Here is a 23,838-nt window from a genome sequence, read left to right on the forward strand (position 1 = left end):
CACCATCTCGGAGGCGCGGTGCAGGCTCTGCGTCGTCAATTGCAGGCCGTGCTGCAGCCGCTCGACGCCGCGCGTCAAATCCGAGCGGCGCACCGGCCCGCCGCCGAGCATGCGCGCGATCGCCTCGACGTCGTCTTCCATCGCGGTCGACGTGGTCAGCGCCAGCCCGAGCGGCGTCGAGACCTCATGGCCGACGCCGGCGACGAGCTGGCCGAGCGAGGCGAGCTTCTCCGCCTGCACCAGATGCGCCTGCGTGGCGTGCAGGTCGCGCAGCGACGCTTCGGAGCGTTCCTTCTCGCGCTGCAGCGCCTCGGCGGTGCGGAACTGCTTGCGGGCCTGAACCTCGCGCGCGCCAACGGCATAGAGCGACAGCAGGCAGGCATTGCCGACCAGCGAATGATCGATGAAGCGCAGGCCCGGCGGCAGCGGCTCCGGCGCGAGCGTTTCGGCCACCGCCAGCGCGCCCCAGCTCGTCGCGCAGAAGATCGCATGGGACCCGGTGCGCAGCGGCAGCATGGTCGACACGAACAGGATGACGATGATCATGCCGGCGGCGGAATAGGTGAAGCCGGAGGGCAGCACCCAGTAGATCGTCGGCAGCACGCAGCCGGGAATGACGCAGAAGACGAGTTGAATGGGCTCGGCCCATTTGCGCGCCGGCGTCGACAGCAGCGCGGTCAGCGGCAGCAGCACGAACAGCGCGGTGCCGCCGCGGATCTTGAGCGTGGTCGGCACGATCTCGGGGTAGAGCACGAAGTCCCACAGCGTGTAGCCGGCGAAGGTGAAGGCGCCGAGCAGCATCGCGATCTGCGTCCAGGCGATGTTGCCATGGACGAAATGGTCCACGAACCGCCGCTCCTCGACGGCGTCCTCGAAACGCAGCCCCAGGCGCTCCAGCAATCTCAACATTATGCCACCGCAATCGAAAAACGATTCCCTGCCGCGCGCGGGGCAGGCCCGGACGGCGGCGGGAGGGCAGACATACACGAGATGAGCCGTTCGAGAAAACGACGGGAGATCGCATTCTCCGCTCAGGGCACGTAGAGCGCTATTAGAACGGTTCCAAATCTCGCAGCACGGCATGTCTCCGCGCGGTCAAACAGCGCCGATGAGTAATGCGGCAGCGGTCGTGCGCGGCTTGGCTCAGCAGCCAAACCGCGAAGATCGAATACTCACGGTGTCACATGGCCTTCGACCGCCACGTCCTTGCCATAGCGCCCCTTGGTCCTGAACGTCACCTTGTCGGCATCGAAGCTGAGCCGCCAATTGCGCTCTTCACCCTGACCAATGAATTGCACATCGATCGCGAAGGTCGTGGCGTCGATCCAGCTGCCCTTCATGGCCCGGTAGGCAAAGGGCTCCCAGGGATGAGGCAACGCTGTCCTGCGATAGAGGCCGTCGAGGCCGATCGGGCTTTGCAGATGCACCGTGCCTCCGGCGCGGTCGCGCGAGGGGATGTCCCAAGTCACCTGCGGCTCCGGTCCGGTCAGGTCGAGCTTGATCGTGTTGATGCCGAGCGGGCCGGGCGGGAAGCTGTAGGTCTTGCCCGAAATGGAGGCCGCGATCTGCGGCACGGTCCCCACGGGACCCCGCGTTTCCGTCGCGGCCTCGCGGATGGCGGCGGACAGCGCGGCCGCAGCTTCCGGCGCCGCCGGCAGGGCGCCGTCAGATCTCGCGGTGGCCGAAATGGCATTGGCGAGCTTGCGGAACGGACAGAAGTCGCGGGCGGTCATCACCGCCACGAGGTCGTGGCCGGGCAGCACCATGATGACCTGGCAGTGATAGCCGACCGCCATGAACACTTGTTTGTCCGGCAGGGCCCAGAATTGATCGGCGTAGGAGAGCCCCGGATCGAAGGATGCGTTCATGCTGACGGTGGCGTGGTTGACGGCCTCGATCCAGCCGGGCGGCAGCAATTGCTGTTCGCCCCAGCGGCCGCGGCGCAGATAGAGGTAGCCGATCTTCGCCATGTCGCGCGGCTTCAGCGCCAGCCCGAAGCCGCCGCTGGAAATCCCCTTGGCATCCTTGAACCAGCCGTGCTCGGTGATCCCGAGCGGCCCGAACAGCCTCTCCTGCGCGAAGTCCTCGGCGCTCTTGCCGGTGAGCTTGGTCACGATCGCGGAGAGCAGATGCGAGTTGCCGCTGTTGTAGTAGAACGTCTCCCCGGGCGCATGCGCCATGGGACGGTCGAGGACGTACTGCACCCAGTCGGGGCTCCGGCCCATCTCATAGAGCGATGTCTCGGCTCCGCCATCATAGCCTTCGTCCCAGTCGAATCCGGAGGTCATGTTGAGCAAATGCTGCACCGTGAGCGCCTGCTTGCGCGCGTCGACATTGGCGATCTTGCGATCCTTGAAGAAGTCGAGCACCGGGTGATCGAGGCTGTCGAGCACGCCGTCCTGGAGCAGCATCGCGATGAGCGTGGCGACCACCGCCTTGGTCGAGGAATTGATGATGTGCGGCTCGTCGGCATTGTAGGGCGCGTAGGATGCATCGAGCACGACCTTGCCGTGGCGCGCGATCAGCAGGCTGTCGAACCGCATCGCCTTGCCCATCGCGACGAGTTTCGTCAGCGCCGCGGAGTCCATGCCTTCGTCCTCGGGCGTGGCGGCCGTCCAGTCGGGATGGGGGAAGGGGGCCGGGCTGGCGTCCTCGGCGAAGGCGGCGCCGGTGAACAGCCGGGCTATCAGCAAGGCCGAGAACAAGAAGAGGCTGGTCTTAAGTTGCGCCATGTCGAATGTCCTCGATGAGCGACCTCCAGAATACGGTATCAAAAGACCGCGATCCATCAAGGTTGTGTGAAGGACGAAGTGCACGTCGCAGCCGCGGTCTGTAGCTGCGTGCCACACCGCGCTCATCCGCCGGACGCTTTAGAGCTCGTCCGGCCACTTCTGTGCTGCGTGCAGGACCGAAAGAACCTCGATGCTTCTATGTGTCACGCGATAGGCGACAATGTATGGAAGGTCTGTGAGAACGAGTTCGCGAGTGCCGTTGATGCGTCCTGGCCGGCCCTTAGCGGGATGCTCGACAAGGGAATCGACGGCAAGAACGATACGCGCCACGACACGCGCAGCTGCGGCAGGGTCGTTCTCGGCAATGTACGTGCCGATCTGATCGAGGCGACTGAGCGCTCGCCTGCTCCAACGAGTTTTGCGCCGGCTCATCCCTGACGAGCGGGGGTCACATACTTTGCGATTACATGCGCCACTTTCGCGTCGCTCGCGAAGTCTCCGCGCTCAGCTTCGGCCAGCCCGGCCTCGATCTCGGCAAGTTGCCAGGCTTCTCGCTCCACCAATTCCTCGATCGCGCGCGCAGCAACATCGGAGCTTGGCCGGCCGAGCTTCTCCGCCAGCTCATCGAGCTTCGCAGCCGTCGCTTCCGACACGTGGACAGTGAAAGCGGTCATGGATTTGCCTCGAGTTTCCTGGCGAGTGTGAGTGAACGAAGGCGGAACGTCAACCACCTCTATGTGCGGTCTTCGAAGGAGCTGGTGCTCACTCCGCCCAATGCGCCCGCAGCGCCGCCGCGATGCTTTGCGGCCGCTCGACGATGCTCCAGTGGCCGGCCTCCGGCTCGATATGAAGCCGCGCGCCGTGCGCTTGCGCGAAACGGCGGAGCGTGTCGGGCGGCACAAACGGGTCCTGTGTGCCCGAGATCACCAGCCCCTGCCGTGGCAGCTTGTCGAGCCGCGCGATCCAGTCGCCCTTGAAGCGCAGCCCGTCGGCCGAGCGATACAGCGCGAGGATCGCCCGGCGCATCGGTGCCTGCCATGCCGCGGCTTCGCGCGCCGCCAGCTCCGATGGCAATCCGCTCTGCCGGAACATCCGTGCCATCGCGGCTTGCGACGACCCCGCCATGAAGATCTCGCCGAGTACGGGCGTATTCCAGATCCGCGCGATGCGATGTCCGCGATAGTCGGGATCGAGTGCGCCGCCGGCGACCGCCCAGGAGCGCACCAGTTCCGGTCGCAGCGATGCCGCGCGCAGCACCAGCAGCGCGCCCCAATCATGCCCGACCAGATCGAGCGGCCCGAACGCCGCATGCTGTGCTTCCATTAACGCGGCCAGCCACTCGGCATAGGCATCCTTGGTGCAAGCGAAGCCAGCCGCGACTTCGCTGCCGAAGCCGGGCAGGCCGGGCACTGCCACGGTCTCGCCGAGCGCCGCGATCAGCGGGCCCCAGATCGCGGGCGTGTCCGGCACGCCGTGGACGAAGATGCGGTTGGTCATGAGGTCATGCTACCACACCCTCGATCTTCGTATTCGGCGAAATTTCCTCTTTCCTTTTTTCAGAAAACGTGCTTCTCTACGCCATCCCGCCTCATCGAAGAGGGGCGTACGCGTCGTCACGATACGTGGAGTGCGGGGAGCGATGGCCGTGAGGCGCCGGTGGACGACCGGCGTGTTGCGGACGGCGAAGTCGTGTGGTCCTGGCCTCCCGGTGCCGAGGTCAAGTCGCAGCGGCGCTGACGCGTAGCTGTGATGACGGGGTCAATCAGCCGGTCCCCGAGGAGAGCGCGAAGGAAGCCGTAAAGCCGTTGCGCAGGGGAGGCCGGGAGGTCCTGGCCGTACCTGTGGTTCCTGCCCCGTGCATTTCTTCACGCACGGGGGCCGCGGGTGTCGGCAGACACTCGGCCTTCCCTGCACCCTCGATTGGCGAGGGGCGATGCTGATGATCAGCCCGGGCACGATGGTGTCGCGGGAGCGGAGAGGTGTGTGCGGATGCGGTTTGAGTGGTCGATGAATCCAGAGGTGGGCTCCGTTTGTGCGCCAAACACCGCCGTCATTGCGAGCGAAGCGAAGCAATCCAGGGCCACACGCGCGACTCTGGATTGCTTCGCTTCGCTCGCAATGACCGTGGAGGGAGCGTGTTTCACCTACAGCTGTCATCGTCCGCGGAGGCGGACGATCCAGTATTCCAGAGGCGGTCGTGAGTCAGCCGAGAGGCCGCGGCGTACTGGATACCCCGCTTTCGCGGGGTATGACGGCGGAGGACCGGGCGGCGGCAGGGCTCCTGCGCAAGGGAAGCGCGCCCTGGCGCGAGAGAAGAAGGGACAGAGGCCGCAAGGTCCAATACGTCACCCCTCCTGACCCTTATTGGGCGTTGCGAGGTCCTGTCATTCCCGGTAAAAGCACCGTCGAAGGCACCTCGGCAACACTCCATCAATGGTTTTGCCGCACCATTTTCGTGTCTTCGCAAAGGGTTTGGCAATGCTGATTCGCAGCGCAGAGATCGAGGCTATCGCCGGGGCAGACGCCCGGTCGATCGCGCTCGCCTCGCTGGCGCCTGCTCGCGGCCTCCTGATTGGCTCGATTGCCGGCGCGCTCGAGCTTCTGCTTCTTAGCTGCCCCTGAGGGCCGGCTGGGCGGGATGCGCCTGGGCACTCAGGGGGCTGCTTCGACACCGAAACACCCTTTCAGCGCCCAATGTTCAGAGATCCTGACAGCCAAGCGCACCACCTTCAGACTCCGAGGAACAGCCAATGTCCAATCCCGTCCAGTCCGACAAGGACCGCGTCGTCATTTTCGACACCACCCTGCGCGACGGCGAGCAGTGCCCCGGCGCCACCATGACGTTCGAGGAGAAGCTCAATATCGCGGCGATGTTGGACGACATGGGCGTCGACATCATCGAGGCCGGCTTTCCGATTGCTTCGGACGGTGACTTCGAGGCCGTCAACGAGATCGCCAAGCGGTCGAAGAACGCGGTGATCTGCGGCCTGTCGCGCGCCGGCGCCAAGGACATCGACCGCTGCGCCGAGGCGATCCGCCCGGCCAAGCGCGGCCGCATCCACACCTTCCTGTCCACCTCGCCGGTGCACATGAAGTATAAGCTGCAGATGGACCCGCAGCAGGTCTATGAGCTGGTCGTCTCCTCGGTGACGCGCGCGCGCAACCACACCGACGACGTCGAATGGTCGTCGGAGGACGGCACCCGCACCGAGTTCGACTTCCTGTGCCGCTGCGTCGAGGCCGCGATCAAGGCCGGCGCCACCACCATCAACATTCCGGACACCGTCGGCTACGCCGTGCCGGAGGAGTATTACGACCTGTTCAAGCGCGTGCGCGAGACGGTTCCGAACTCCGACAAGGCGGTGTTCTCCGTCCACTGCCACAACGATCTCGGCATGGCGGTCGCCAACTCGATGGCCGGTGTGCGCGCCGGCGCCCGCCAGATCGAATGCACCATCAACGGCATTGGCGAGCGCGCCGGCAACGCGGCCCTGGAAGAGGTCGTGATGGCGATGCGCGTGCGCAACGACAAGCTGCCGTTCTGGAACAAGATCGACACCACGCAGCTGACCCACGCCTCGAAGGTGGTGTCGGCGGCGACCTCGTTCCCGGTGCAGTACAACAAGGCCATCGTCGGCCGCAACGCGTTCGCGCATGAGAGCGGCATCCACCAGGACGGCATGCTGAAGAACGCGCAGACCTACGAGATCATGCTGCCGGAGACGGTCGGCGTGAAGCAGACCTCGCTGGTGATGGGCAAGCATTCCGGCCGCCACGCCTTCGTCCACAAGCTGGAGGAGATGGGCCACAAGCTGTCGAGCAACCAGGTCGAGGACGCGTTCGTCCGCTTCAAGGCGCTCGCCGACCGCAAGAAGCAGATCTACGACGAGGACATCGAGGCGCTGATCGACGAGGGCATGGTGAGCGCCCATGACCGCATCAAGCTGCTGTCGCTGAGCGTCATCGCCGGCACCCGCGGGCCGCAGCGCGCCACCATGAAGCTCGACATCGACGGCGTGACCAAGATCGAGGAGAGCGAGGGCAACGGTCCGGTCGATGCGGTCTTCAACTGCATCAAGTCGCTGGTGCCGCACGAGGCCAAGCTGGAGCTGTATCAGGTCCACGCCGTCACCGAGGGAACCGACGCGCAGGCGGAGGTGTCGGTGCGCTTGTCGCAGGATGGCCGCTCGATGACCGCGCGCGCGGCTGATCCCGACACGCTGGTGGCGTCCGCGAAGGCCTATCTCGGCGCGCTGAACAAGCTGGTGATGAAGCGCCAGCGCGATGTGGCGCAGGGGCATGGCGCCTCGGCGGCAGCGGCGAGCTGACCCCACGACGTCATTCCGGGGCAGCCGCGAAAGCGGCTGAACCCGGAATCTCGCAATTGGTTAGTACCTGACGCCGATCATCTCGAGGTTCCGGGTTCGCGCATTGCGCGCCCCGGAACGACCGAAGGTGGCGGAATTGCTGCATCGCAGCGTGTGAAGCCCGCCCCTGCTGCTAACGGTCAATGGCATTCTCGGTCGGCACCCGCTAACAATGTCGTTGGCATACAAAGCGGGGGCGTCATTGCAATGCCCCCCGAAACGTCGGGAGGACACTTTGCAGCAGTTCAAGTTCCGTCACGTGATCGCCACCGCCGCCTCGCTCGCGGTGCTCGCGCTGGCTGGCCCGGCCCTGGCGGCCGATCCGATCGTGATCAAGTTCAGCCACGTGGTGGCGTCCAACACGCCGAAGGGCCTCGCCGCGGACAAGTTCAAGGAACTCGCCGAGAAGTACACCGACGGCAAGGTCAAGGTCGAGGTCTACCCGAACTCGCAGCTCTACAAGGACAAGGAAGAGCTCGAGGCGCTGCAGCTCGGCGCCGTGCAGATGCTGGCGCCATCGAATTCCAAGTTCGGCCCGATCGGCATCAAGGAATTCGAGGTGTTCGATCTGCCCTACATCCTGCCCGACCTCGCCACTCTGCGGAAGGTCACCGATGGGCCGCTCGGCGCCAAGCTGCTGAAGCTGTTGGAGCCGAAGGGGATGATCGGCCTGGCCTACTGGGACAACGGCTTCAAGCAGATGAGCGCCAACAAGAAGCTGGTCGATCCTGCCGACTACAAGGGCCTGAAGTTCCGCATCCAGTCGTCGAAGGTGCTGGACGCGCAGTTCCGCACGCTCGGCGCCATCCCGCAGGTGATGGCGTTCTCCGAAGTCTACCAGGCGCTGCAGACCGGCGTCGTCGATGGCCAGGAGAACACGCCCTCGAACATCTATACCCAGAAGATGCACGAGGTTCAGAAGTACATCACGCTCACCAATCACGGCTACATCGGCTACGTCGTGGTCGTGAACAAGAAGTTCTGGGATGGCCTGCCGCCTGATATCCGCGCCGCCTGCGAGAAGGCGATGAAGGAAGCCACCGCCTACGGCAACGGCCAGTCGGCCAAGGAGAACGACGACGCGCTGGAGGAGATCCGCAAGTCCGGCAAGTCGGAACTCGTCAAGCTGACCCCGGCGCAGGACGAGGCCATGCGCAAGGCGATGCAGCCGGTCTACAAGGATGTCGCGGGACGCGTCGGCCAGCCGCTGATCGACGAATTCCTCAAGGAGACCCGCGGCACGACCAACTGACGGCTTGAGCGAGAGATGCGCGGGCCAGCGGCTCGCGCATCGTTACGGCGAATATGCCTGGCGGGGCGCCCAGGCACGCAGACGGCGCAATCACGCGTCGCGGACGTTTGATTGTGGGGGGAGGGGACTTGGGCTTCCTGTTGCGCATCCTCGATCGGCTCGAGGAGATCCTGATCGCATTCCTGATCGCGGCGGCGACCTCGATCATCTTCGTGGCCGTGCTGCACCGCTATCTGGTCGGCATCCCCTTCCTCTATCCGATCCTGTTCCCGATCGACCTGTCCTGGGCGCAGGAGCTGTGCATCTACATGTTCGTGTGGATGGCCAAGTTCGGCGCCGCCTACGGCGTGCGCACCGGCATCCATGTCGGGGTCGACGTCCTCGTCAACATGCTCCGGCCGTTGCTGCGCAAGGTGACGATCCTGTTCGGCCTGCTGTGCGGCGCGCTGTTCACCGCCATCATCGGTACGATGGGCGCGAAGTTCGTCTACGGCCTGTCGCAGACCGACCAGGTGACGCCGGACATGGAGCTGCCGAGCTGGCTGGTCTATCTCTGCATCCCGCTCGGCTCCTATCTGATGTGCTTCCGCTTCCTGCAGGTCGCCTGGCACTACCTCCGCCACGACGAGCTGCCGCATCATGATCACGCGGCGGTCGAAGGCATCGAGACGCCGAGCGTGGAGGCCGTGCGATGAGCAGCCTCCTGATCTTCAGCCTGCTCATCTTCCTGATGCTGACGGGCATGCCGATCTCGATCGCGCTCGGCCTCACCGTGCTCTCCTTCGTCTTCTTCATGACCAACGTGCCGACCGAGTCGGTCGCGCTGAAGCTGTTCACGGGCATCGACAATTTCGAGATCATGGCGATCCCGTTCTTCATCCTGGCCGGCAACTTCCTGACCCATGGTGGCGTCGCCCGGCGGATGATCAATTTTGCGACCTCGATGGTCGGTCATTGGTATGGCGGCCTGGGGCTCGCAGGCGTGATGGCCTGTGCGCTGTTCGCGGCGGTGTCGGGCTCGTCGCCAGCGACGGTGATCGCGATCGGCTCGATCATGCTGCCGGCGATGGTCAAGCAGGGTTTTCCAAAGCGCTTCGGCGCGGGCGTCATCACCACGTCCGGTGCCCTGGGCATCCTGATCCCGCCCTCGATCGTGATGGTGGTCTACTCGGTCGCGACCGGCGGCAGCATCGCGCTCGATCCGGCCGGACATCGCGTCTCCTCGGCCTCGGTCGGTCAGCTGTTCATGGCCGGCGTCATCCCCGGCCTGATGCTGGCAAGCCTGCTCGGCTTCACCACCTTCTATCGCGCCTGGAAGAACGACTATCCGCGGCTGCCGCGCGCCAGCTGGGCGGAGCGCTTCACCGCGTTCCGCAAGTGCGTCTGGGGCCTCTTGCTGATCGTGATCGTGCTCGGCGGCATCTACACCGGCAAGTTCACGCCGACGGAAGCGGCCGCGGTCAGCGCGGTCTACGCCTTCGTCATCGCCGTGTTCGTCTATCGGGACATGTCGCTGAAGGACGTGCCGAAGGTGCTGCTCGGCTCGGCCAATATGAGCGCGATGATCCTCTACATCATCACCAATGCGGTGCTGTTCTCGTTCCTGATGGCCAACGAGAACATCCCGCAGCAGATCGCCAACTGGATGGCGTCGGCCGGCGTCAATTGGATCGTGTTCCTGCTGGTCGTCAACATCCTGCTGCTGCTCGCCGGCAACGTCATGGAGGCGACCTCGATCGTGCTGATCATGGCGCCGATCCTGTTTCCCGTGGCGGTCAAGCTCGGCATCCATCCGGTGCACCTCGGCATCCTGATGGTGGTCAACATGGAGGTCGGCATGTGCCATCCGCCTGTTGGACTCAACCTCTACGTCGCCTCCGGCATCGCCAAGATGGGAATCACGGAGCTGACGATCGCTGTCATGCCGTGGCTGCTCACGATGCTCGGCTTCCTGGCGCTCGTCACCTACGTGCCGGAAATCTCGCTGTGGTTGCCGCGCATGCTGGGAATGCTCTGAGACGCAGCAACGAAATGACACCGAATTGCAAAAACTGAAAGGTATCTGAAGCAATTACATCTTCGTAAGGTCGCACACTCTGTCCAAACTGTAAGTTGAAGGCACAGATCGGCAGGCTCATGCTGATGCGGCTTTCCAAGGAGGTTGGCATGAGAAAGTTCACCATTGCCGCTGTCGCCGTGCTCGCCATCGCCGGCTCGACTGCGGTCTACGCCCAGCGCGGCTGGTTTCATGATCACATGCATCATGCGCGCATGAACCCGGAAGACCGCGCCGCGATGCTCGATGCGCGCATCGCTTCGGTCCACGCCGGGCTGAAGCTGTCGGCCGACCAGGAGAAGCTGTGGCCGCCGGTCGAGAGCGCGGTGCGCGATCTCGTCAAGCTGCGCTTCGACCGCGCCAACGCGCGGATGAAGGCCGCTGATGATGCGCAGGACAAGGACACAGATCCCGTGACGCGGCTGCGCGAGCGTGCCGACACCATGGCCGCGACGGCGGATGCGATGAAGAAGGTCGCCGATGCGGCCGACCCGCTCTACAAGACCCTCGACGATGGCCAGAAGCGCCGGCTGTCGATGCTGACCCGGCCGATGGGCCGCATGATGGGACCGGACGGCCCGCGCCATCACCGCTGGATGGAGCGTGGCGAGGGCGGCCCTGATGGTCCGCGCTTCGGCGAGAATCGCTTCGGCCCGGGTCCGATGGGCCACCCGCCGATGGATCGCATGGGCTGGTCCAACGACGAGCACGACTCCGGCCGGCTCTGAGGATCGGTTAACGATCCCTCTGAATCCGCTGGAAATTTCACTTGGGGAAAACCGCCGCCCGCCGGCGGTTTTTCTGCATCGAAAGTGCCGAAAAATCCTCAGGGATCGCTGGACATCCCGGAATCGCTTTGCTAAACGACCGGCTCTCGCGGAAGGCTTTCTCCGGATGCAAGATCCGGGCGCATAGCTCAGTTGGTAGAGCAGCTGACTCTTAATCAGCGGGTCCTAGGTTCGAGCCCTAGTGCGCCCACCAAGCCTTCCCGAACCTCTCAATCATTGTTCTGTCCGGCGAGCGCATGAAGCGCGCGCCGAACCGTCTCGACCAGATCGAGCGCCACCGGCGAGGGGCTGCGTTGCGGCGGGAACACTGCGGCGAACTCGAAATCGATACGCGGTGTGAACGGTCGCGCCACGACGCCGCGGCCGTCGAACTCACGCGCGGTGAACGGATCGCAGATCGACACGCCAAGGCCTGATGACACCATCCCGCACATGATCTCGGACAGCGTCGTCTCGACGCGCAAGACCCGCTGGATATCCTCGCGGTGAAAGACCTGATCGACCAGGTGACGACTCGTCGAGCCCGCCGACAGCGAGATGAAGGTCTCGCCCTCGAAATCGCGCGGCGCCAGCGCTTCCTTGGCCGCGAGGCGATGACCGGCCGGCAGCACGGCGACGCGCGGCAGCGCCGGCAGCTTCACGCTCGGCAGGCCTGCGTGGGCGATCGGCACCTCGGCGAAGCCGACGTCGCATTGCGCGTTCAGCACCCAGTCGATCACGATCGGCGAGATCACACCGAAGAAGGCGAGGTTGAGATTCGGCCGCTCCTGCAGGAAGCCACCGGCGAGCCGCGGGAGGTAGCCATTTGACAGCGCCGGCAGGGCAGCGATGCGCAGCGTGCCCGTGCGGCGGCCGCGGATTTCCTCGGCGGCGGCGGTGATGCGATCGAGCCCCACGAAGGAGCGCTCGACCTCCATGTACAGCGCCGTCGCGGCTGCGGTCGGCACCAAGCCCGTGCCGCGACGTTCGAACAGCTCCATCTTGAGCAGCGCCTGGAAGTCGCGCAGCAGCCGGCTCACCGCCGGCTGCGTGACCGCCATCAGCTTGGCAGCCTCCGTGACGCTGCCGGTCAGCATCATCGCCCGGAAGGCTTCGACCTGCCGCGAGTTGATCCGGGCCATGATCCCATCATCCATAATATTTGGGCATGGAGAGGGTGCCATTATTCATTGGACGATCAAAGGGGCCGCTGCGATCTTTTTCGGCAAGGGTGAGGGAAGGCTTTTTTTTAGGCTGAGGGCTTGAATGCTCTGGCTGCCGCGGTGACAACGCCGACCTGATCTCCCCGGCGGTCTCAAAATACCGCATCGCGTTCAGGCAACAGGAGATCGGTCCAATGAAGCGCCTTCACCTTCTCGCCGCCGTCAGCATCGGCGTCCTTGCCTGCGGCACGCACGTCCGGGCTCAGCAGAAGACCCTGTATGTCGCGGGCTATGGCGGCTCGTTCGAGAAGACCATCCGCGAGGAGGTGATCCCGCCCTTCGAGCAGGCCAACGGCGTCAAGGTCGAATACGTCGCCGGCAACTCCACCGATACGCTCGCCAAGCTGCAGGCGCAGAAGGGCAATCAGCAGATCGACGTCGCCATCCTCGATGACGGTCCGATGTACCAGGCGATCCAGCTCGGCTTCTGCGACAAGGTTGCGGGCCTGCCCGGCGACCTTCTCGACGTCGCGCATTTCAAGGATGACAAGGCGGTCGCCATCGGGCTCGTGGCCACGGGTCTGATGTACAACAAGAAGGTGTTCGCCGAAAAAGGCTGGGCTGCGCCGACCTCGTGGAATGATCTGAAAGATCCGAAATACAAGCAGCAGCTGGTCATCCCGCCGATCAACAACACCTACGGACTTAATGCGCTCTTGATGCTCGCCAAGATGAACGGCGGCAGCGAGACCAATGTCGATGCCGGGTTCAAGATCTTCAAGTCAGACATCAACCCGAACGTGCTCGCCTACGAGCCCTCGCCGGGCAAGATGACCGAGCTGTTTCAGTCGGGACAGGCCGTCATCGCCGTGTGGGGCAGTGGCCGCGTGCAGAGCTTCGCCAACACCGGTTTCCCCGTCGACTTCGTCTATCCGAAAGAGGGCGCCGTCAGCCTTCTCACGACGGCGTGCCCGATTGCCAAGCCTTCGGTCTCGCCGCTGGCCTCGAGCTTCATCAAGCTGCTGCTCGATCCGAAGATCCAGCTCACGATGCTGAAGGAATATGGCTACGGCCCGGTGGTGAAGTCGGTCGTCGTCCCCGAGGGTGTCGGCGCCATGGCCCCGATCGGCGAGCGCGCCGCCAAGGTCTATGCGCCGGATTGGGCCGTGGTCAACGAGAAGCGCGAGGAATGGACCAAGCGCTGGAATCGCGAAGTCGAACGCTGAGCCAGAGTTTGCTGTTGTTGGCTCTCTCCCCGGCAGCGGTGCTCTCCCTATCCCCGCTCTTTGCGGGGAGAGGGGCGGGGTGAGGGGCAACCCGGGCGGGAAGTGTCCGCGGTTGGACCTGTACCCCCTCACCCGCATCGCATCTGCCGAAGCGATCCGACCTCTCCCCGCATACGCCTTCGCTCTTGGAGCTACGGCGGACAAGAGCGGGGCTAGGTGAAGACCAGCGCAATGCATTCCACCTGAGTCCGCCGATTTATTAGTTCCGGATCCACCAAATGTCCTTCCTCGAGCTCGACCGTGTCGGCAAATCCTTCGGCCCCAACACCGCCGTCGAAGAGTTCAGCCTGACCGTCACCAAGGGCGAGTTCATCTCGTTCCTCGGGCCGTCCGGCTGCGGCAAGACGACGACCTTGCAGATGATCGCGGGCTTTCTCGATCCGTCGCATGGCACGATCCGGCTCGAAGGCAAGGACCTCGTCGCGGTGCCGCCGGCCAAGCGCGGCCTCGGCATCGTGTTTCAGAGCTACGCGCTGTTTCCGCACATGACGGCGGCCGAGAACGTCGCCTTCGGCCTGGAGATGCGCAACGTCGCGCGCAGCGAGCGCGAGGAGCGGGTGCGCGCTGCGCTCACGCTTGTCGGCCTCGCCGGCTATGAGGACCGTCATCCGCGCCGCATGTCCGGCGGCCAGCAGCAGCGTGTCGCGCTGGCGCGGGCGCTGGTGATCCGCCCGAGCGTGCTGCTGCTCGACGAGCCCTTGTCCAATCTCGATGCGCGGCTGCGCGAGGACATGCAGATCGAGCTGCGCCAGATCCAGCGCAATCTGGGCACCACCACCATCCTTGTGACTCACGACCAGATCGAGGCGATGTCGCTGTCCGATCGCATCGTCGTGATGAGCAAGGGCCGGATCGAGCAGATCGGCACGCCACAGCAAGTCTACGAGCAGCCGGCCTCGGCCTTCGTCGCGCAATTCCTCGGCAAGACCAACGAGTTTGCAGCACAGGTGGATCGCACGGCAGGTCAAGCCAGGCTGCTCGCCGGCTCCTGGAGCGCGCCGGCGCCGGCCGGCCTGTCGGGGCCGGTCACGCTCAGCGTGCGACCCGAGCGCATCAGCTTCGGCGATGCCGGTCTTGCAGGCCGCATTGCGAGCCGCATCTTCCAGGGCAATCATTGGCTATTCCAGTGCGACACCGAGTGCGGACCCGCGATCGTGATCCGGCAGAATGACGGGCAGCCGCAGCCGGAGCAGGGCGCCGCGGTGCATCTCAGCTGGCAGGCCTCCGACATGAGCCTGCGGGCCGCGCGAGCCGCCGCATGAGCGCCACCGCCGATACGTCCGACGCGCGCGCGGGCCTGTCGCTGGCGCTACCCGCGCTGATGCTGTTCATCGGCGTCGTCGTGATCCCGCTCGCGATGACGGTGATGCTGTCGTTCCACGATTGGGGGCAGTACAAGGGCATCGAGCCGGTCTTCATCCTCAAGAACTGGATGGAGATCGTCGACGATCCCTACTACCTGGAAATGTTCTGGCGCACCTTCCGCGTCGCCCTGCTCGCGACCTTGATCACGGCGGTGTTCGGCGTGCCCGAGGCATACATTCTCAACCGCATGCAGGGACCGTGGAAAGGGCTGTTCCTGCTGGTGATCATCGGCCCGCTGCTGATCTCGGTGGTGGCGCGTACGCTCGGCTGGGCGCTCCTGTTCGGCGGCAACAACGGCCTCGCCAACAAGCTCCTGATGACATCAGGCCTGATCGACTCCCCGGTGCGTTTCATGTTTACCGAGACTGGCATGATCATCGCGCTGGCGCATGCGATGATGCCGTTCATGGTGCTCGCGGTCTGGACCGCTCTGCAGCGGCTCGATCCGCAGGTCGAGAACGCCGCGCTGTCTCTCGGCGCCGGCTCGCTCACGGTCGTCCGCCGTATCGTGCTGCCGCAGATCATGCCGGGCGTGCTGTCCGGCGCGATCATCGTGTTCTCGCTGTCGGCCAGCGCCTTCGCGACGCCGGCGATCATCGGCGGCCGCAGGCTGAAGGTCGCGGCGACGCTGGCCTATGACGAGTTTCTCAACACGCTGAACTGGCCGCTTGGCGCGGCGGTCGCGGTGCTGCTGCTGATCGCGCTGGTCCTGATCGTGGTCGGCTCCAACGCGCTGATCGAGCGCCGCTACCAGGAGATGTTCCGATGAGCCGGAATGGTCCTGTCGCATTGATCTTCCACACGCTGTTCGTCGTGTTCATGGTGGCGCCGATCCTGGTCGTGTGCTGGGTCGCGTTCACGCCGGAAGGGTTTCTCTCGATCCCGATCACGCAGTTCTCGCTGCGCTGGTTCAGGGCGCTCGTCAACTATCCGGAATTCGTCCACGCCTTCGGCGTCAGCCTGTGGCTCGGCGCGCTGTCGTCCTGCATCGCGCTCTTATTCGCGGTGCCGGCCGCGCTGGCGCTCAGCCGCTATCGCTTCCGCGGCCGTGATGCGTTATCGGCGCTGTTCCTGTCGCCATTGATGATCCCGCACGTCGTGCTCGGCATCGCCTTCCTGCGCTTCTTCACCGCGGTCGGCATCGGCGGCACCTTCGTCGCGCTGGTGATTGCCCATGTCGTGGTCGTGTTTCCGTTCGCATTGCGGCTGACGCTGGCCTCCGCGACCGGCATGGACCGCTCGGTCGAGATGGCCGCGATCTCGCTCGGCGCCGACGGCTGGACCATGTTTCGCCGCGTCACCTTGCCGGCGATCCTTCCCGGCATCGTCAGTGGCTGGATGCTCGCCTTCATCCAGTCATTCGACGACCTGACCATGACCGTGTTCCTGGCGACGCCCGGCACCGAGACCTTGCCAGTGCGGATGTTCCTCTACATCCAGGACAACATCGATCCGCTGGTGACGTCGGTGTCGGCCAGCGTCATCGCCATCACCATGACCGTCCTGATCCTGCTCGATCGCCTGTACGGGCTCGACCGCGTGCTGACCGCAAAAGGCGGCGACGCCGGACGATAGGAGACATAATGATGAAAGACTATGACGTCGCCGTCGTCGGCGGCGGCCTGCTCGGCTCCGCGATCGCCTGGGGATTGGGCCGGCTCGGCCAGCGCGTCGCCGTGCTCGATGAGGGCGACATCGCCAAGCGCGCGTCCCGCGCCAATTTCGCGTTGGTGTGGGTGCAGAGCAAGGGCTTGGGCATGCCGGCCTATACCGGCTGGACTGTGCGCGGCTCCAAGGCGTGGCCGAAGCTCGCCGAAGAGCTGAAGGCGCAGACCGGGCTCGACGTGGTGCTGCAGCAGAATGGCGGCTTTCATCTTACTTTGGGCGAGGCCGAGTACGAGCAGCGGACGCAGCTCGTCGCGCGCATGCACAACCAGGTCGGTGCTGCCGACTATCAGATGGAGATGATGTCCGCGACTGAGGTGAAGAAGATGCTGCCGCTGATCGGCCCGGAGGTCTCCGGCGGCAGCTTCTGCCCTTATGATGGACACGTGAATTCGCTGCGCACCTTTCGGGCGCTGCATGCCGGCATGAAGCGGTTCGGCGTCGACTATCTGCCGGAGCGCGCGGTGAGCGCGATCACGCGCGACGGCGATGAGTTCAGGCTCACGACGGCGCAGGGCGAGATCCGCGCAGCGAAAGTCGTGCTCGCGGCGGGCAATGCCAATGAGACGCTGGCGCCGATGGTGGGGCTGTCGGCGCCGATGGGCCCGACCCGCGGACAGATCGTCGTGACCGAGCGCACCATGCCGTTCCTGCCGCATCCGCTGACCACGATTCGCCAGACCGACGAGGGCACGGTCATGATCGGGGACAGCAAGGAGGATGAGCTCGACGATCGCGTGCAGAACCACCCGATCAATGCCGTGATGTCCGATCGCGCCCAGCGCACGTTTCCGCATCTGGCGCGGCTTAACGTCGTCAGGAGCTGGAGCGGCATCCGCGTGATGCCGAAGGACGGCTTTCCGATCTACGAGCAATCGCAAACCCATCCCGGCGCCTTCGTCGCCTGCTGCCATTCCGGCGTGACGCTCGCCGCCAACCACGCCTTCGAGATTGCGCGCATGGTGAAGGAGGGCGCGCTGGAGCCGGAGCTGGTCGGCGCGTTCACGGCGAAGCGTTTCGAGAATGCGGCAGGAGTAGGTGGCAGTGGCTACTACTGACATGACGGCGCGAGGCGCCATGGAGACGACGATGTTCAAACGAGCAGAGGGTGATGCGAGGGCATCGGTGACCATCCATGTCGAGGGCCGCGCAATCACTGCGCGCGAAGGCGACACGGTGTCGGCGGCGCTGCTCGCCTCCGGCCTCGACGTCCGCCGCGCGACCGCAGTGAGCGGCGCGAAGCGGCTGCCTTATTGCATGATGGGCGTGTGCTTCGATTGCCTTGTGACCATCGATGGTGTCGGCAACCGCCAGGGATGCCTCGTGCCGGTGGCCGAGGGCATGCAGATCGAAATCCAGAAGGGCAAGCGGGAGATCGGCAAATGAGCGCCGCGCCGAAACATGATCGATACGACGTCGTGGTGATCGGCGCCGGTCCCGCCGGCCTTGCCGCGACGACGATGACCGCCGATGCCGGTCTCTCGACGCTGCTGCTCGACGAGAACGCCGGTCCCGGCGGCCAAGTCTGGCGCGCGATCAGTTCGACGCCTGTGAAGAGCGAGGTGCTGCTTGGCGCGGACTACTGGTCCGGTGCCGAGATCGCCAAGGCGGCGCGCGACAGCGGCGCCGAGATCATTCACCGCGCCACGGTGTGGAGCCTCGACCGCAATCTCGAGATCGGCGTCTCCGTGGGCGGCGGCTCGGCCTTCATCAAGGCCAAGCGCGTCATCATCGCGACCGGCGCGCAGGAGCGGCCGTTTCCGATTCCGGGTTGGACCTTGCCCGGCGTGATGACGGCCGGCGCGGCGCAGACGATGCTGAAATCCTCGGGCCTGGTGCCGGACTGCCCGACGGTGCTTGCGGGGCAGGGGCCGCTGCTGTGGCTGCTCGCCGCGCAGATCCTGCGCCTCGGCGGCCGTATCGATCGCGTGCTCGACACGACCCCCCGCGCCAACTACATCGCGGCGCTGCCTCATGCGCTTGCATTCCTGACTTCGCCCTATTTCGGCAAGGGGCTTGCGATGATGCGCGAGGTGCGCGCCAAGGTGCGCGTCATCAGCGGCGTCACCGAACTGGCTGCCGCAGGCGACGGCAAGCTCGAGAGCGTGACCTATGTCGCCGGCGGCAAGCGCGAGACGCTGCCCGCAGAGCTCTTGCTGCTGCACCAAGGCGTGGTGCCCAACGTCAATCTGGCAATGGCTGCCGGTGTCGAACATCGTTGGAATGAGCTGCAGCTGTGCTGGACTCCTGTTCTGGACGCTTTCGGCAACAGCTCCATTCCCGGCATTGCCATTGCTGGCGACGGCGCCGGCATCGGCGGGGCGCAGGCGGCCGTCGTGCGCGGCCGACGCGCGGCAGGCGACGCTATCAAGGAACTGCGGCCGCAGGCGGAGATCATCGATCTGTCTGCGGAGATGGCGCGCGCCGAGCGCGGCCGCGCCTTTCTTGATGTGCTGTTCCAGCCCGCAAAGCAGTTCCGCATGCCGCAAGGCGACACCATCGTCTGCCGCTGCGAGGAGATCACCGCCAAGGACGTGCTCGATTCTGTGGCGATCGGCGCGACTGGGCCGAACCAGCTCAAGGCCTATCGCCGCACCGGCATGGGGCCGTGCCAGGGCCGGCTGTGCGGCCTCACCGTCACCGAGCTGATGGCGGAGGCGCGCGGCAAGAGCCCTCAGGAGATCGGCTATTATCGGCTGCGCGCGCCGGTGAAGCCGATCATGCTGTCGGAGCTCGCGAGCCTGCCGAAGGACGACGAGGCCACCAAAGCCGTGGTGCGCGGATGATCAGGCAAGAGGATGCCATCATTGTCGGTGGCGGCATCCACGGCTGCTCGACGGCGCTGCATCTCTGTCTCGCCGGCCTCAAGCCGGTGCTGATCGAGAAGGATTATGCGGGGCGTCACGCCTCCGGCGTCAATGCCGGCGGCGTGCGTCAGCTCGCGCGCGACGTCGCGGAGATTCCGCTGTCGATCCGCTCGATGGGCATCTGGGAGACGATCGGCGATCTCGTCGATGATGATTGCGGCTTCGAGAGCCATGGCCAGGTTCTCGTCGCGGAGACTGATGCCGAGCTCGATGCCTGCCGCGCCCGCGTCGCCGATCTCAACGCGCAGGGCTTCAACCATGAGGAGCTGATTGACGGCACCGAGCTGCGCCGGCTCGTGCCGGCGGTGGCGGAGAGTTGTCCGGGCGGGGTGGTGTCGCGCCGTGACGGCGCGGCGCAGCCGGCGCGGACCACGACCGCGTTCCGCCGCAAGGCGGAGCAGCTCGGCGCGATCCTCCGCGAGGGCGTCGCCGCGACGAACGTCCGCAAAGAGCAGGGCTTATGGCATGTCGACGTCGGCGCGGAGACCTTCGCGGCGCCTGTGCTGGTCAACGCCGCCGGCGCCTGGGCGGGGCGGATCGCGGCGCAGCTCGGCGAGCCGGTGCCGGTCGAGACGATCGCGCCGATGCTGATGATCACCTCGCCGGTGGCGCATTTCATCGATCCCGTCGTGATCCTGCGCGGCCGCAAGCTGTCGTTCAAGCAGTTCCCCAACGGCACGGTGCTGATCGGCGGCGGACATCTCGCCACGCCCGATCAGGACCGCAACGAGACCGTGCTCGATTGGCGCAAGCTGTCCGAGAGCGCGCGCACGGTCGCGGAGCTGTTCGAGGTGATGCGCAGCGCCACCATCACCCGGGCCTGGGCCGGCATCGAGGCGCGCATGCGCGACGACATCCCGGTGTTCGGTCCGAGCGCGCTGCACGAAGGATTGTATCATCAGTTCGGCTTCTCGGCGCATGGCTTCCAGCTCGGACCCGGCGCCGGCGCGGTCATGGCCGAGCTGATCGTCCATGGCGGCACACAGACCCGCATCGGCGGCCTCAGCATCGAGCGCTTCCGCAACACCACTCCATCAGCAACAGCATGAGGACAGCATGACCATCACCCGCAAGATCCGCTCAGCCATTCATCACCGCATCGTCGAGGCCAACGGCTTCGTCTTCATCGGTGGCACCATCGCCGACGATACCTCGGTGTCGATGGGCGAGCAGACCCGCAACATCCTCGGCAAGATCGCCGGCTTCCTCAAGGAAGCCGGCACCGACAAGTCGCGCGTCGTCTCCGGCCAGATCTTCGTCACGGACCTGTCGAAGAAGAAGGAGATGGATGCGGCCTGGACCGAGTTCTTCGGCGACGATCTGCCGGTCCGCGCCACCGTCGGCGTCTCCGATCTCGGCGGCGGCGCACTGATCGAGATCGTGATCACCGCGGTCAAGGGCTGAGCACCGCATCAGACGATTGCTCTTTTGATGACGCGCGGGGCTCCGCGCGTCATTTGCTTTCCGGGCGAATCCGACCGAACATGGCGGCTCTCATCGCCAATCTCGATTGGGGAAGCCGACCGCATGAACGATGCGCGCAGCCCATTTCCGTCGTCCGGCCTGGATGCGGTGTTCGCTCATATCGACAGCCACAAACAGGACTTTCTCGCCCGCGTGATGGACTACGTGCGCCATCCCTCGATCAGCGCGCACAATATCGGCATCACCGAGGTGGCCGCGCTGCTGGTGCAGATGCTACGAGAAATCGGGCTCGAGGCCGAGACGGTGCCGACGGCGGGCCATCCGATGGTGCTGGGGCGCTGGCACAAGAAACCCGGTGCGCCGACCGTGCTGCTCTATGGCCATTACGACGTGCAGCCGCCGGACCCACTCGATCTGTGGCTGAGCCCGCCGTTCGAGCCGACCATCCGCGACGGCCGGATCTATGCGCGCGGCATCGGCGACAACAAGGGCCAGCATTTTGCGCAGCTGATGGCGATCGAATCCCATCTCAGGGTGCATGGCGAGCTGCCCTGCAACGTCACGTTCCTGCTCGAGGGCGAGGAGGAGATCGGAAGTCCGCGCATCGCCGACTTCGTCGCCGCGCATCGCGACCGGCTGAAGGCGGATTTCGTCGTCACGGCCGATGGCCCGATGCATCCCTCCGGACGTCCGACGATGACCTATGGCGTGCGGGGCATGTGCTCGTTCGAGCTGCGCGCCCGGCATGCGAATCGTGACGTGCATTCCGGCAATCTCGGCGGCGTCGTGCCGAATCCGATCTGGACGTTGGTGCATCTGCTCGGGACGATGAAGAATGCCGCGGGTGAGATCACGATCGAGGGCCTGCACGATGCGATCGTACCGCCAAGCGAGCTGGATGTCGCCGCGGTGAAGCGCCTGCCGCTCGATCTCGACGCCGCCAAGGCGAGTCTCGGCCTCAGTCGGCTCGATGCGCCGGCCGGGCGCGGCTACTACGAAAGGCTGATGTTCCATCCGACGCTGACCATCAACGGCTTTCATGGCGGTTATGGCGGACCGGGCAGCAAGACTGTCCTTCCTTGCGAGGCGTTCGTGAAGCGCGACATCCGCCTGGTCGAGGCGATGACGCCGGGTGACGTGCTGGCCAAGGTCGAGGCGCATGTGAAAAAGCATGCGCCGGAGGTCGAGTTCATCCCGCGCGGGGGGATGCTGCCGTCGCGCGTGCCACTCGATTCGCCATTCGCCGCGATCATCCGCGATGCCATCGCGCTGGCGCAGGGGGTGACGCCGCTCGAATTCCCCTGCACTGGTGGCAGCCTGCCCGACTACGTCTTCACCAAGATCCTTGGCGTGCCCGCTTTCGTCGTTCCCTACGCCAATGCCGACGAGGCCAACCACGCGCCGAATGAGAACATGACGATCGATTGCTTCTACAACGGCATCCGCACCGGAGCGGCGCTGCTCGACCGGGTCGGCGCGAACCGTGGCTAGCGCGGAAATCGTCCATCACGATTTTTTGCGCCGCGGATGTGGTCATCGCGCGGCCACGAAACGATGGCATTGAGCCCGCGTTCCCTGGCGAGGCGGTCCGGATCGATCGTGCGCGGCCACATCGCGCATGGATTAACGCAGTTGATATCGTCTAATCTCGATAAGGATTAGGTACCGTCGCTTCAGGGCTCGGAGCTGGCAGATGCACGACCCCGTTGACAATCCGCGTGAACAGACGAGTTCCATCGCAGCCGGCGCGCACAGCGAGCCGGAGAGCGCCGCGGCCGTCACGATAGCGCCCGAGATCACGCTCGACAGATCCCCCGCGATTGATCCTGCTACGAGGGGCACGATCGTGACCGATGATCGTGATCACGACGATGTCGAGCGTTGTGAGAAAGCTCGCCTCGTCACGCCGACGATGTGGCGGTGATCGGCTGGCGATGGCCAGCTGCGTCAGTCCTGGTCAGGACTCGCGCTCCTTTGGAGCCGTGACCGGGTCTGCCGTGCCGTGGGACGATTTCTGCTCCTGCTGCTTCAGCTGCTTGTCGATGGTCTCGCGAGATCCCTCGGCCGGCTCCTTGTCGAATAGGCTCTGCTGTCCTTGCCTCTGCTGCTCCGTCATCACATCCTCCTCATGTGTGAGAGGCGAACGATGCCGCGCGTGAGGCGTTCCAACCGTTCGAGCGGGCGCATGTGGTGCGACAACGAGGAAGCGGAGCTGTTAGGAACATTCGGCCCCGGCGGCCTGTTGTGCGGACATCAACGGCGCTTTCGCCTGATACACACAGGAACGCGAGACATGAGCAACAAAGCGCGGGACATCTTCATTCTCGGCCTCCGCAACGCCCATGCCATGGAAGTCCAGGCTCGGGAGCTGATGGAGCGGCAGTCCGAGCGGATGGACGACTACCCGGAGGTCAAGGCGAAGCTGCAGACGCATCTGCAGGAAACCAACGAGCAGCTGAAGCGGCTGGAGCAGTGCCTGAGCGCCTGCGGTGAGAGCAGCTCGACGCTCAAGGATACGATGCAGTCTGGGATGGCCAATCTGATGGCCATGGGACACGCGATGTCGGGCGACGAGATCCTGAAGAACACCTTCGCCAACAACGCCTTCGAGAATTTCGAGATCGCCGCCTACAAGTCGCTGCTGGCGCTCTGCGGGGCCGCCGGCGTCGAGGAAGCCCGAGGTCCGCTGCAGCAGTCGCTGCAGGAGGAGGAGCGGATGGCGGAGTGGGTCGATTCCAATGTCGAGAAGGTCACGCTGCAGTTCGTCCAGCACGAGGAGCGGCAGGCGGCCTGATCATCGGTATCTCGGGCTGGGTCGGGAACTCGTCAACCGGATCGCAACCTCCGGTATCATCCGGATACCCGCGACTCAGTTGATCGAGTACACCAAATC

The 23,838-nt window shown here is 65.0% G+C and carries 24 protein-coding genes and 1 tRNA gene; 18 read left to right on the top strand and 7 right to left on the bottom strand.

What is annotated here, in order from left to right:
* From BRAO375_RS22605 to BRAO375_RS22620, 5 genes are all read right to left on the bottom strand, one after another.
* Positions 1-909 (bottom strand): hypothetical protein (locus BRAO375_RS22605; RefSeq protein ID WP_035641681.1); only part of this gene is annotated, 909 nt, incomplete at its 3' end.
* A 263-nt stretch (positions 910-1,172) separates the two neighbouring features.
* Positions 1,173-2,732 (bottom strand): serine hydrolase domain-containing protein, encoded by a 1,560-nt coding sequence (locus BRAO375_RS22610; RefSeq protein ID WP_009029769.1) that lies wholly within the window; start codon positions 2,730-2,732, stop codon positions 1,173-1,175.
* A 138-nt stretch (positions 2,733-2,870) separates the two neighbouring features.
* Complete coding sequence (locus BRAO375_RS36485; protein WP_009029770.1) at positions 2,871-3,164, bottom strand: type II toxin-antitoxin system RelE/ParE family toxin; 294 nt, start codon at positions 3,162-3,164, stop codon at positions 2,871-2,873.
* Entirely contained in the window at positions 3,161-3,406 is a 246-nt protein-coding gene (locus tag BRAO375_RS22615) for a CopG family ribbon-helix-helix protein (protein ID WP_009029771.1), read from the bottom strand. Before BRAO375_RS22615 ends, BRAO375_RS36485 begins: the two co-directional genes overlap by 4 nt.
* An 88-nt stretch (positions 3,407-3,494) precedes the next feature.
* The gene (locus BRAO375_RS22620) at positions 3,495-4,229 is read right to left on the bottom strand and encodes an alpha/beta fold hydrolase (protein ID WP_009029772.1); all 735 of its coding nucleotides are present in this window, start codon (positions 4,227-4,229) and stop codon (positions 3,495-3,497) included.
* Positions 4,230-5,210: 981 nt separating this feature from the next.
* Here BRAO375_RS22620 and BRAO375_RS22625 point away from each other — a divergent pair.
* The 7 genes from BRAO375_RS22625 (at position 5,211) to BRAO375_RS22655 (ending at position 11,388) form a co-directional block, all read left to right on the top strand.
* Positions 5,211-5,354 (top strand): hypothetical protein, encoded by a 144-nt coding sequence (locus tag BRAO375_RS22625; protein WP_244423241.1) that lies wholly within the window; start codon positions 5,211-5,213, stop codon positions 5,352-5,354.
* A 128-nt stretch (positions 5,355-5,482) separates the two neighbouring features.
* Positions 5,483-7,060, top strand: coding sequence for a 2-isopropylmalate synthase (locus BRAO375_RS22630; protein WP_009029776.1), 1,578 nt, complete (start codon positions 5,483-5,485; stop codon positions 7,058-7,060).
* 274 nt (positions 7,061-7,334) lie between these two features.
* Positions 7,335-8,351: a TRAP transporter substrate-binding protein gene (locus tag BRAO375_RS22635; protein WP_009029777.1), complete on the top strand. Its 1,017-nt coding sequence runs from the start codon at positions 7,335-7,337 to the stop codon at positions 8,349-8,351.
* Positions 8,352-8,479: 128 nt separating this feature from the next.
* Positions 8,480-9,046 (top strand): TRAP transporter small permease, encoded by a 567-nt coding sequence (locus BRAO375_RS22640; RefSeq protein WP_009029778.1) that lies wholly within the window; start codon positions 8,480-8,482, stop codon positions 9,044-9,046.
* Entirely contained in the window at positions 9,043-10,368 is a 1,326-nt protein-coding gene (locus BRAO375_RS22645) for a TRAP transporter large permease (protein WP_009029779.1), read from the top strand. The genes BRAO375_RS22640 and BRAO375_RS22645 overlap by 4 nt, the downstream gene beginning before the upstream one ends.
* Before the next feature lie 149 nt (positions 10,369-10,517).
* On the top strand, positions 10,518-11,135 hold the full coding sequence (locus tag BRAO375_RS22650; protein ID WP_009029780.1) for a Spy/CpxP family protein refolding chaperone: 618 nt from the start codon (positions 10,518-10,520) through the stop codon (positions 11,133-11,135).
* A gap of 177 nt (positions 11,136-11,312) precedes the next feature.
* A tRNA-Lys gene (locus tag BRAO375_RS22655) sits at positions 11,313-11,388 on the top strand.
* A 16-nt stretch (positions 11,389-11,404) separates the two neighbouring features.
* Here BRAO375_RS22655 and BRAO375_RS22660 read toward each other — a convergent pair.
* Positions 11,405-12,316 carry a LysR substrate-binding domain-containing protein gene (locus BRAO375_RS22660; RefSeq protein ID WP_009029781.1) on the bottom strand — a complete coding sequence of 304 codons (912 nt, stop codon included), beginning with the start codon at positions 12,314-12,316 and terminating at the stop codon, positions 11,405-11,407.
* Between the two features lie 215 nt (positions 12,317-12,531).
* On the opposite strand from BRAO375_RS22660, the gene BRAO375_RS22665 reads away from it, so the two are divergent.
* The 10 genes from BRAO375_RS22665 (at position 12,532) to BRAO375_RS22710 (ending at position 22,436) form a co-directional block, all read left to right on the top strand.
* Positions 12,532-13,563 (top strand): ABC transporter substrate-binding protein, encoded by a 1,032-nt coding sequence (locus tag BRAO375_RS22665; RefSeq protein WP_009029782.1) that lies wholly within the window; start codon positions 12,532-12,534, stop codon positions 13,561-13,563.
* Positions 13,564-13,841: 278 nt separating this feature from the next.
* Positions 13,842-14,885, top strand: a complete 1,044-nt coding sequence (locus BRAO375_RS22670) for an ABC transporter ATP-binding protein (protein ID WP_009029783.1) — start codon at positions 13,842-13,844, stop codon at positions 14,883-14,885.
* Positions 14,882-15,757 carry an ABC transporter permease gene (locus BRAO375_RS22675; RefSeq protein ID WP_009029784.1) on the top strand — a complete coding sequence of 292 codons (876 nt, stop codon included), beginning with the start codon at positions 14,882-14,884 and terminating at the stop codon, positions 15,755-15,757. Before BRAO375_RS22670 ends, BRAO375_RS22675 begins: the two co-directional genes overlap by 4 nt.
* A complete protein-coding gene (locus BRAO375_RS22680) occupies positions 15,754-16,563 on the top strand; it encodes an ABC transporter permease (protein ID WP_009029785.1) in 810 nt (269 codons plus the stop codon). The genes BRAO375_RS22675 and BRAO375_RS22680 overlap by 4 nt, the downstream gene beginning before the upstream one ends.
* Positions 16,564-16,571: 8 nt before the next feature.
* Positions 16,572-17,711 (top strand): NAD(P)/FAD-dependent oxidoreductase, encoded by a 1,140-nt coding sequence (locus tag BRAO375_RS22685; RefSeq protein WP_009029786.1) that lies wholly within the window; start codon positions 16,572-16,574, stop codon positions 17,709-17,711.
* 31 nt (positions 17,712-17,742) lie between these two features.
* Complete coding sequence (locus BRAO375_RS22690; RefSeq protein ID WP_035641683.1) at positions 17,743-18,039, top strand: (2Fe-2S)-binding protein; 297 nt, start codon at positions 17,743-17,745, stop codon at positions 18,037-18,039.
* Entirely contained in the window at positions 18,036-19,439 is a 1,404-nt protein-coding gene (locus BRAO375_RS22695) for an NAD(P)/FAD-dependent oxidoreductase (RefSeq protein WP_009029788.1), read from the top strand. Before BRAO375_RS22690 ends, BRAO375_RS22695 begins: the two co-directional genes overlap by 4 nt.
* Positions 19,436-20,569 carry an NAD(P)/FAD-dependent oxidoreductase gene (locus tag BRAO375_RS22700; protein WP_009029789.1) on the top strand — a complete coding sequence of 378 codons (1,134 nt, stop codon included), beginning with the start codon at positions 19,436-19,438 and terminating at the stop codon, positions 20,567-20,569. The genes BRAO375_RS22695 and BRAO375_RS22700 overlap by 4 nt, the downstream gene beginning before the upstream one ends.
* Positions 20,570-20,576: 7 nt before the next feature.
* Entirely contained in the window at positions 20,577-20,924 is a 348-nt protein-coding gene (locus tag BRAO375_RS22705; protein ID WP_035641677.1) for a RidA family protein, read from the top strand.
* A 123-nt stretch (positions 20,925-21,047) separates the two neighbouring features.
* Entirely contained in the window at positions 21,048-22,436 is a 1,389-nt protein-coding gene (locus BRAO375_RS22710; protein WP_009029791.1) for a M20/M25/M40 family metallo-hydrolase, read from the top strand.
* A 466-nt stretch (positions 22,437-22,902) separates the two neighbouring features.
* Here BRAO375_RS22710 and BRAO375_RS38180 read toward each other — a convergent pair whose 3' ends face one another.
* Positions 22,903-23,061: a hypothetical protein gene (locus tag BRAO375_RS38180; RefSeq protein WP_009029792.1), complete on the bottom strand. Its 159-nt coding sequence runs from the start codon at positions 23,059-23,061 to the stop codon at positions 22,903-22,905.
* A gap of 177 nt (positions 23,062-23,238) precedes the next feature.
* Here BRAO375_RS38180 and BRAO375_RS22720 point away from each other — a divergent pair, with 177 nt between their 5' ends.
* On the top strand, positions 23,239-23,739 hold the full coding sequence (locus BRAO375_RS22720; RefSeq protein ID WP_009029793.1) for a ferritin-like domain-containing protein: 501 nt from the start codon (positions 23,239-23,241) through the stop codon (positions 23,737-23,739).
* The last annotated feature ends 99 nt before the right edge of the window (positions 23,740-23,838 follow it).

Origin of the sequence: Bradyrhizobium sp. ORS 375 (genome assembly GCF_000239775.1) — a bacterium.
Taxonomy (GTDB): Bacteria; Pseudomonadota; Alphaproteobacteria; order Rhizobiales; family Xanthobacteraceae; genus Bradyrhizobium.

What these genes read in the sequence shown, in the direction of transcription:
- BRAO375_RS22610 (WP_009029769.1), bottom strand. Translation starts at nt 2,732, where the DNA reads ATGGCGCAACTTAAGACCAGCCTCTTCTTGTTCTCGGCCTTGCTGATA.
- BRAO375_RS36485 (WP_009029770.1), bottom strand. Translation starts at nt 3,164, where the DNA reads ATGAGCCGGCGCAAAACTCGTTGGAGCAGGCGAGCGCTCAGTCGCCTC.
- BRAO375_RS22615 (WP_009029771.1), bottom strand. Translation starts at nt 3,406, where the DNA reads ATGACCGCTTTCACTGTCCACGTGTCGGAAGCGACGGCTGCGAAGCTC.
- BRAO375_RS22620 (WP_009029772.1), bottom strand. Translation starts at nt 4,229, where the DNA reads ATGACCAACCGCATCTTCGTCCACGGCGTGCCGGACACGCCCGCGATC.
- BRAO375_RS22625 (WP_244423241.1), top strand. Translation starts at nt 5,211, where the DNA reads ATGCTGATTCGCAGCGCAGAGATCGAGGCTATCGCCGGGGCAGACGCC.
- BRAO375_RS22630 (WP_009029776.1), top strand. Translation starts at nt 5,483, where the DNA reads ATGTCCAATCCCGTCCAGTCCGACAAGGACCGCGTCGTCATTTTCGAC.
- BRAO375_RS22645 (WP_009029779.1), top strand. Translation starts at nt 9,043, where the DNA reads ATGAGCAGCCTCCTGATCTTCAGCCTGCTCATCTTCCTGATGCTGACG.
- BRAO375_RS22650 (WP_009029780.1), top strand. Translation starts at nt 10,518, where the DNA reads ATGAGAAAGTTCACCATTGCCGCTGTCGCCGTGCTCGCCATCGCCGGC.
- BRAO375_RS22660 (WP_009029781.1), bottom strand. Translation starts at nt 12,316, where the DNA reads ATGGCCCGGATCAACTCGCGGCAGGTCGAAGCCTTCCGGGCGATGATG.
- BRAO375_RS22665 (WP_009029782.1), top strand. Translation starts at nt 12,532, where the DNA reads ATGAAGCGCCTTCACCTTCTCGCCGCCGTCAGCATCGGCGTCCTTGCC.
- BRAO375_RS22670 (WP_009029783.1), top strand. Translation starts at nt 13,842, where the DNA reads ATGTCCTTCCTCGAGCTCGACCGTGTCGGCAAATCCTTCGGCCCCAAC.
- BRAO375_RS22675 (WP_009029784.1), top strand. Translation starts at nt 14,882, where the DNA reads ATGAGCGCCACCGCCGATACGTCCGACGCGCGCGCGGGCCTGTCGCTG.
- BRAO375_RS22680 (WP_009029785.1), top strand. Translation starts at nt 15,754, where the DNA reads ATGAGCCGGAATGGTCCTGTCGCATTGATCTTCCACACGCTGTTCGTC.
- BRAO375_RS22685 (WP_009029786.1), top strand. Translation starts at nt 16,572, where the DNA reads ATGATGAAAGACTATGACGTCGCCGTCGTCGGCGGCGGCCTGCTCGGC.
- BRAO375_RS22690 (WP_035641683.1), top strand. Translation starts at nt 17,743, where the DNA reads ATGTTCAAACGAGCAGAGGGTGATGCGAGGGCATCGGTGACCATCCAT.
- BRAO375_RS22695 (WP_009029788.1), top strand. Translation starts at nt 18,036, where the DNA reads ATGAGCGCCGCGCCGAAACATGATCGATACGACGTCGTGGTGATCGGC.
- BRAO375_RS22700 (WP_009029789.1), top strand. Translation starts at nt 19,436, where the DNA reads ATGATCAGGCAAGAGGATGCCATCATTGTCGGTGGCGGCATCCACGGC.
- BRAO375_RS22705 (WP_035641677.1), top strand. Translation starts at nt 20,577, where the DNA reads ATGACCATCACCCGCAAGATCCGCTCAGCCATTCATCACCGCATCGTC.
- BRAO375_RS22710 (WP_009029791.1), top strand. Translation starts at nt 21,048, where the DNA reads ATGAACGATGCGCGCAGCCCATTTCCGTCGTCCGGCCTGGATGCGGTG.
- BRAO375_RS38180 (WP_009029792.1), bottom strand. Translation starts at nt 23,061, where the DNA reads ATGACGGAGCAGCAGAGGCAAGGACAGCAGAGCCTATTCGACAAGGAG.
- BRAO375_RS22720 (WP_009029793.1), top strand. Translation starts at nt 23,239, where the DNA reads ATGAGCAACAAAGCGCGGGACATCTTCATTCTCGGCCTCCGCAACGCC.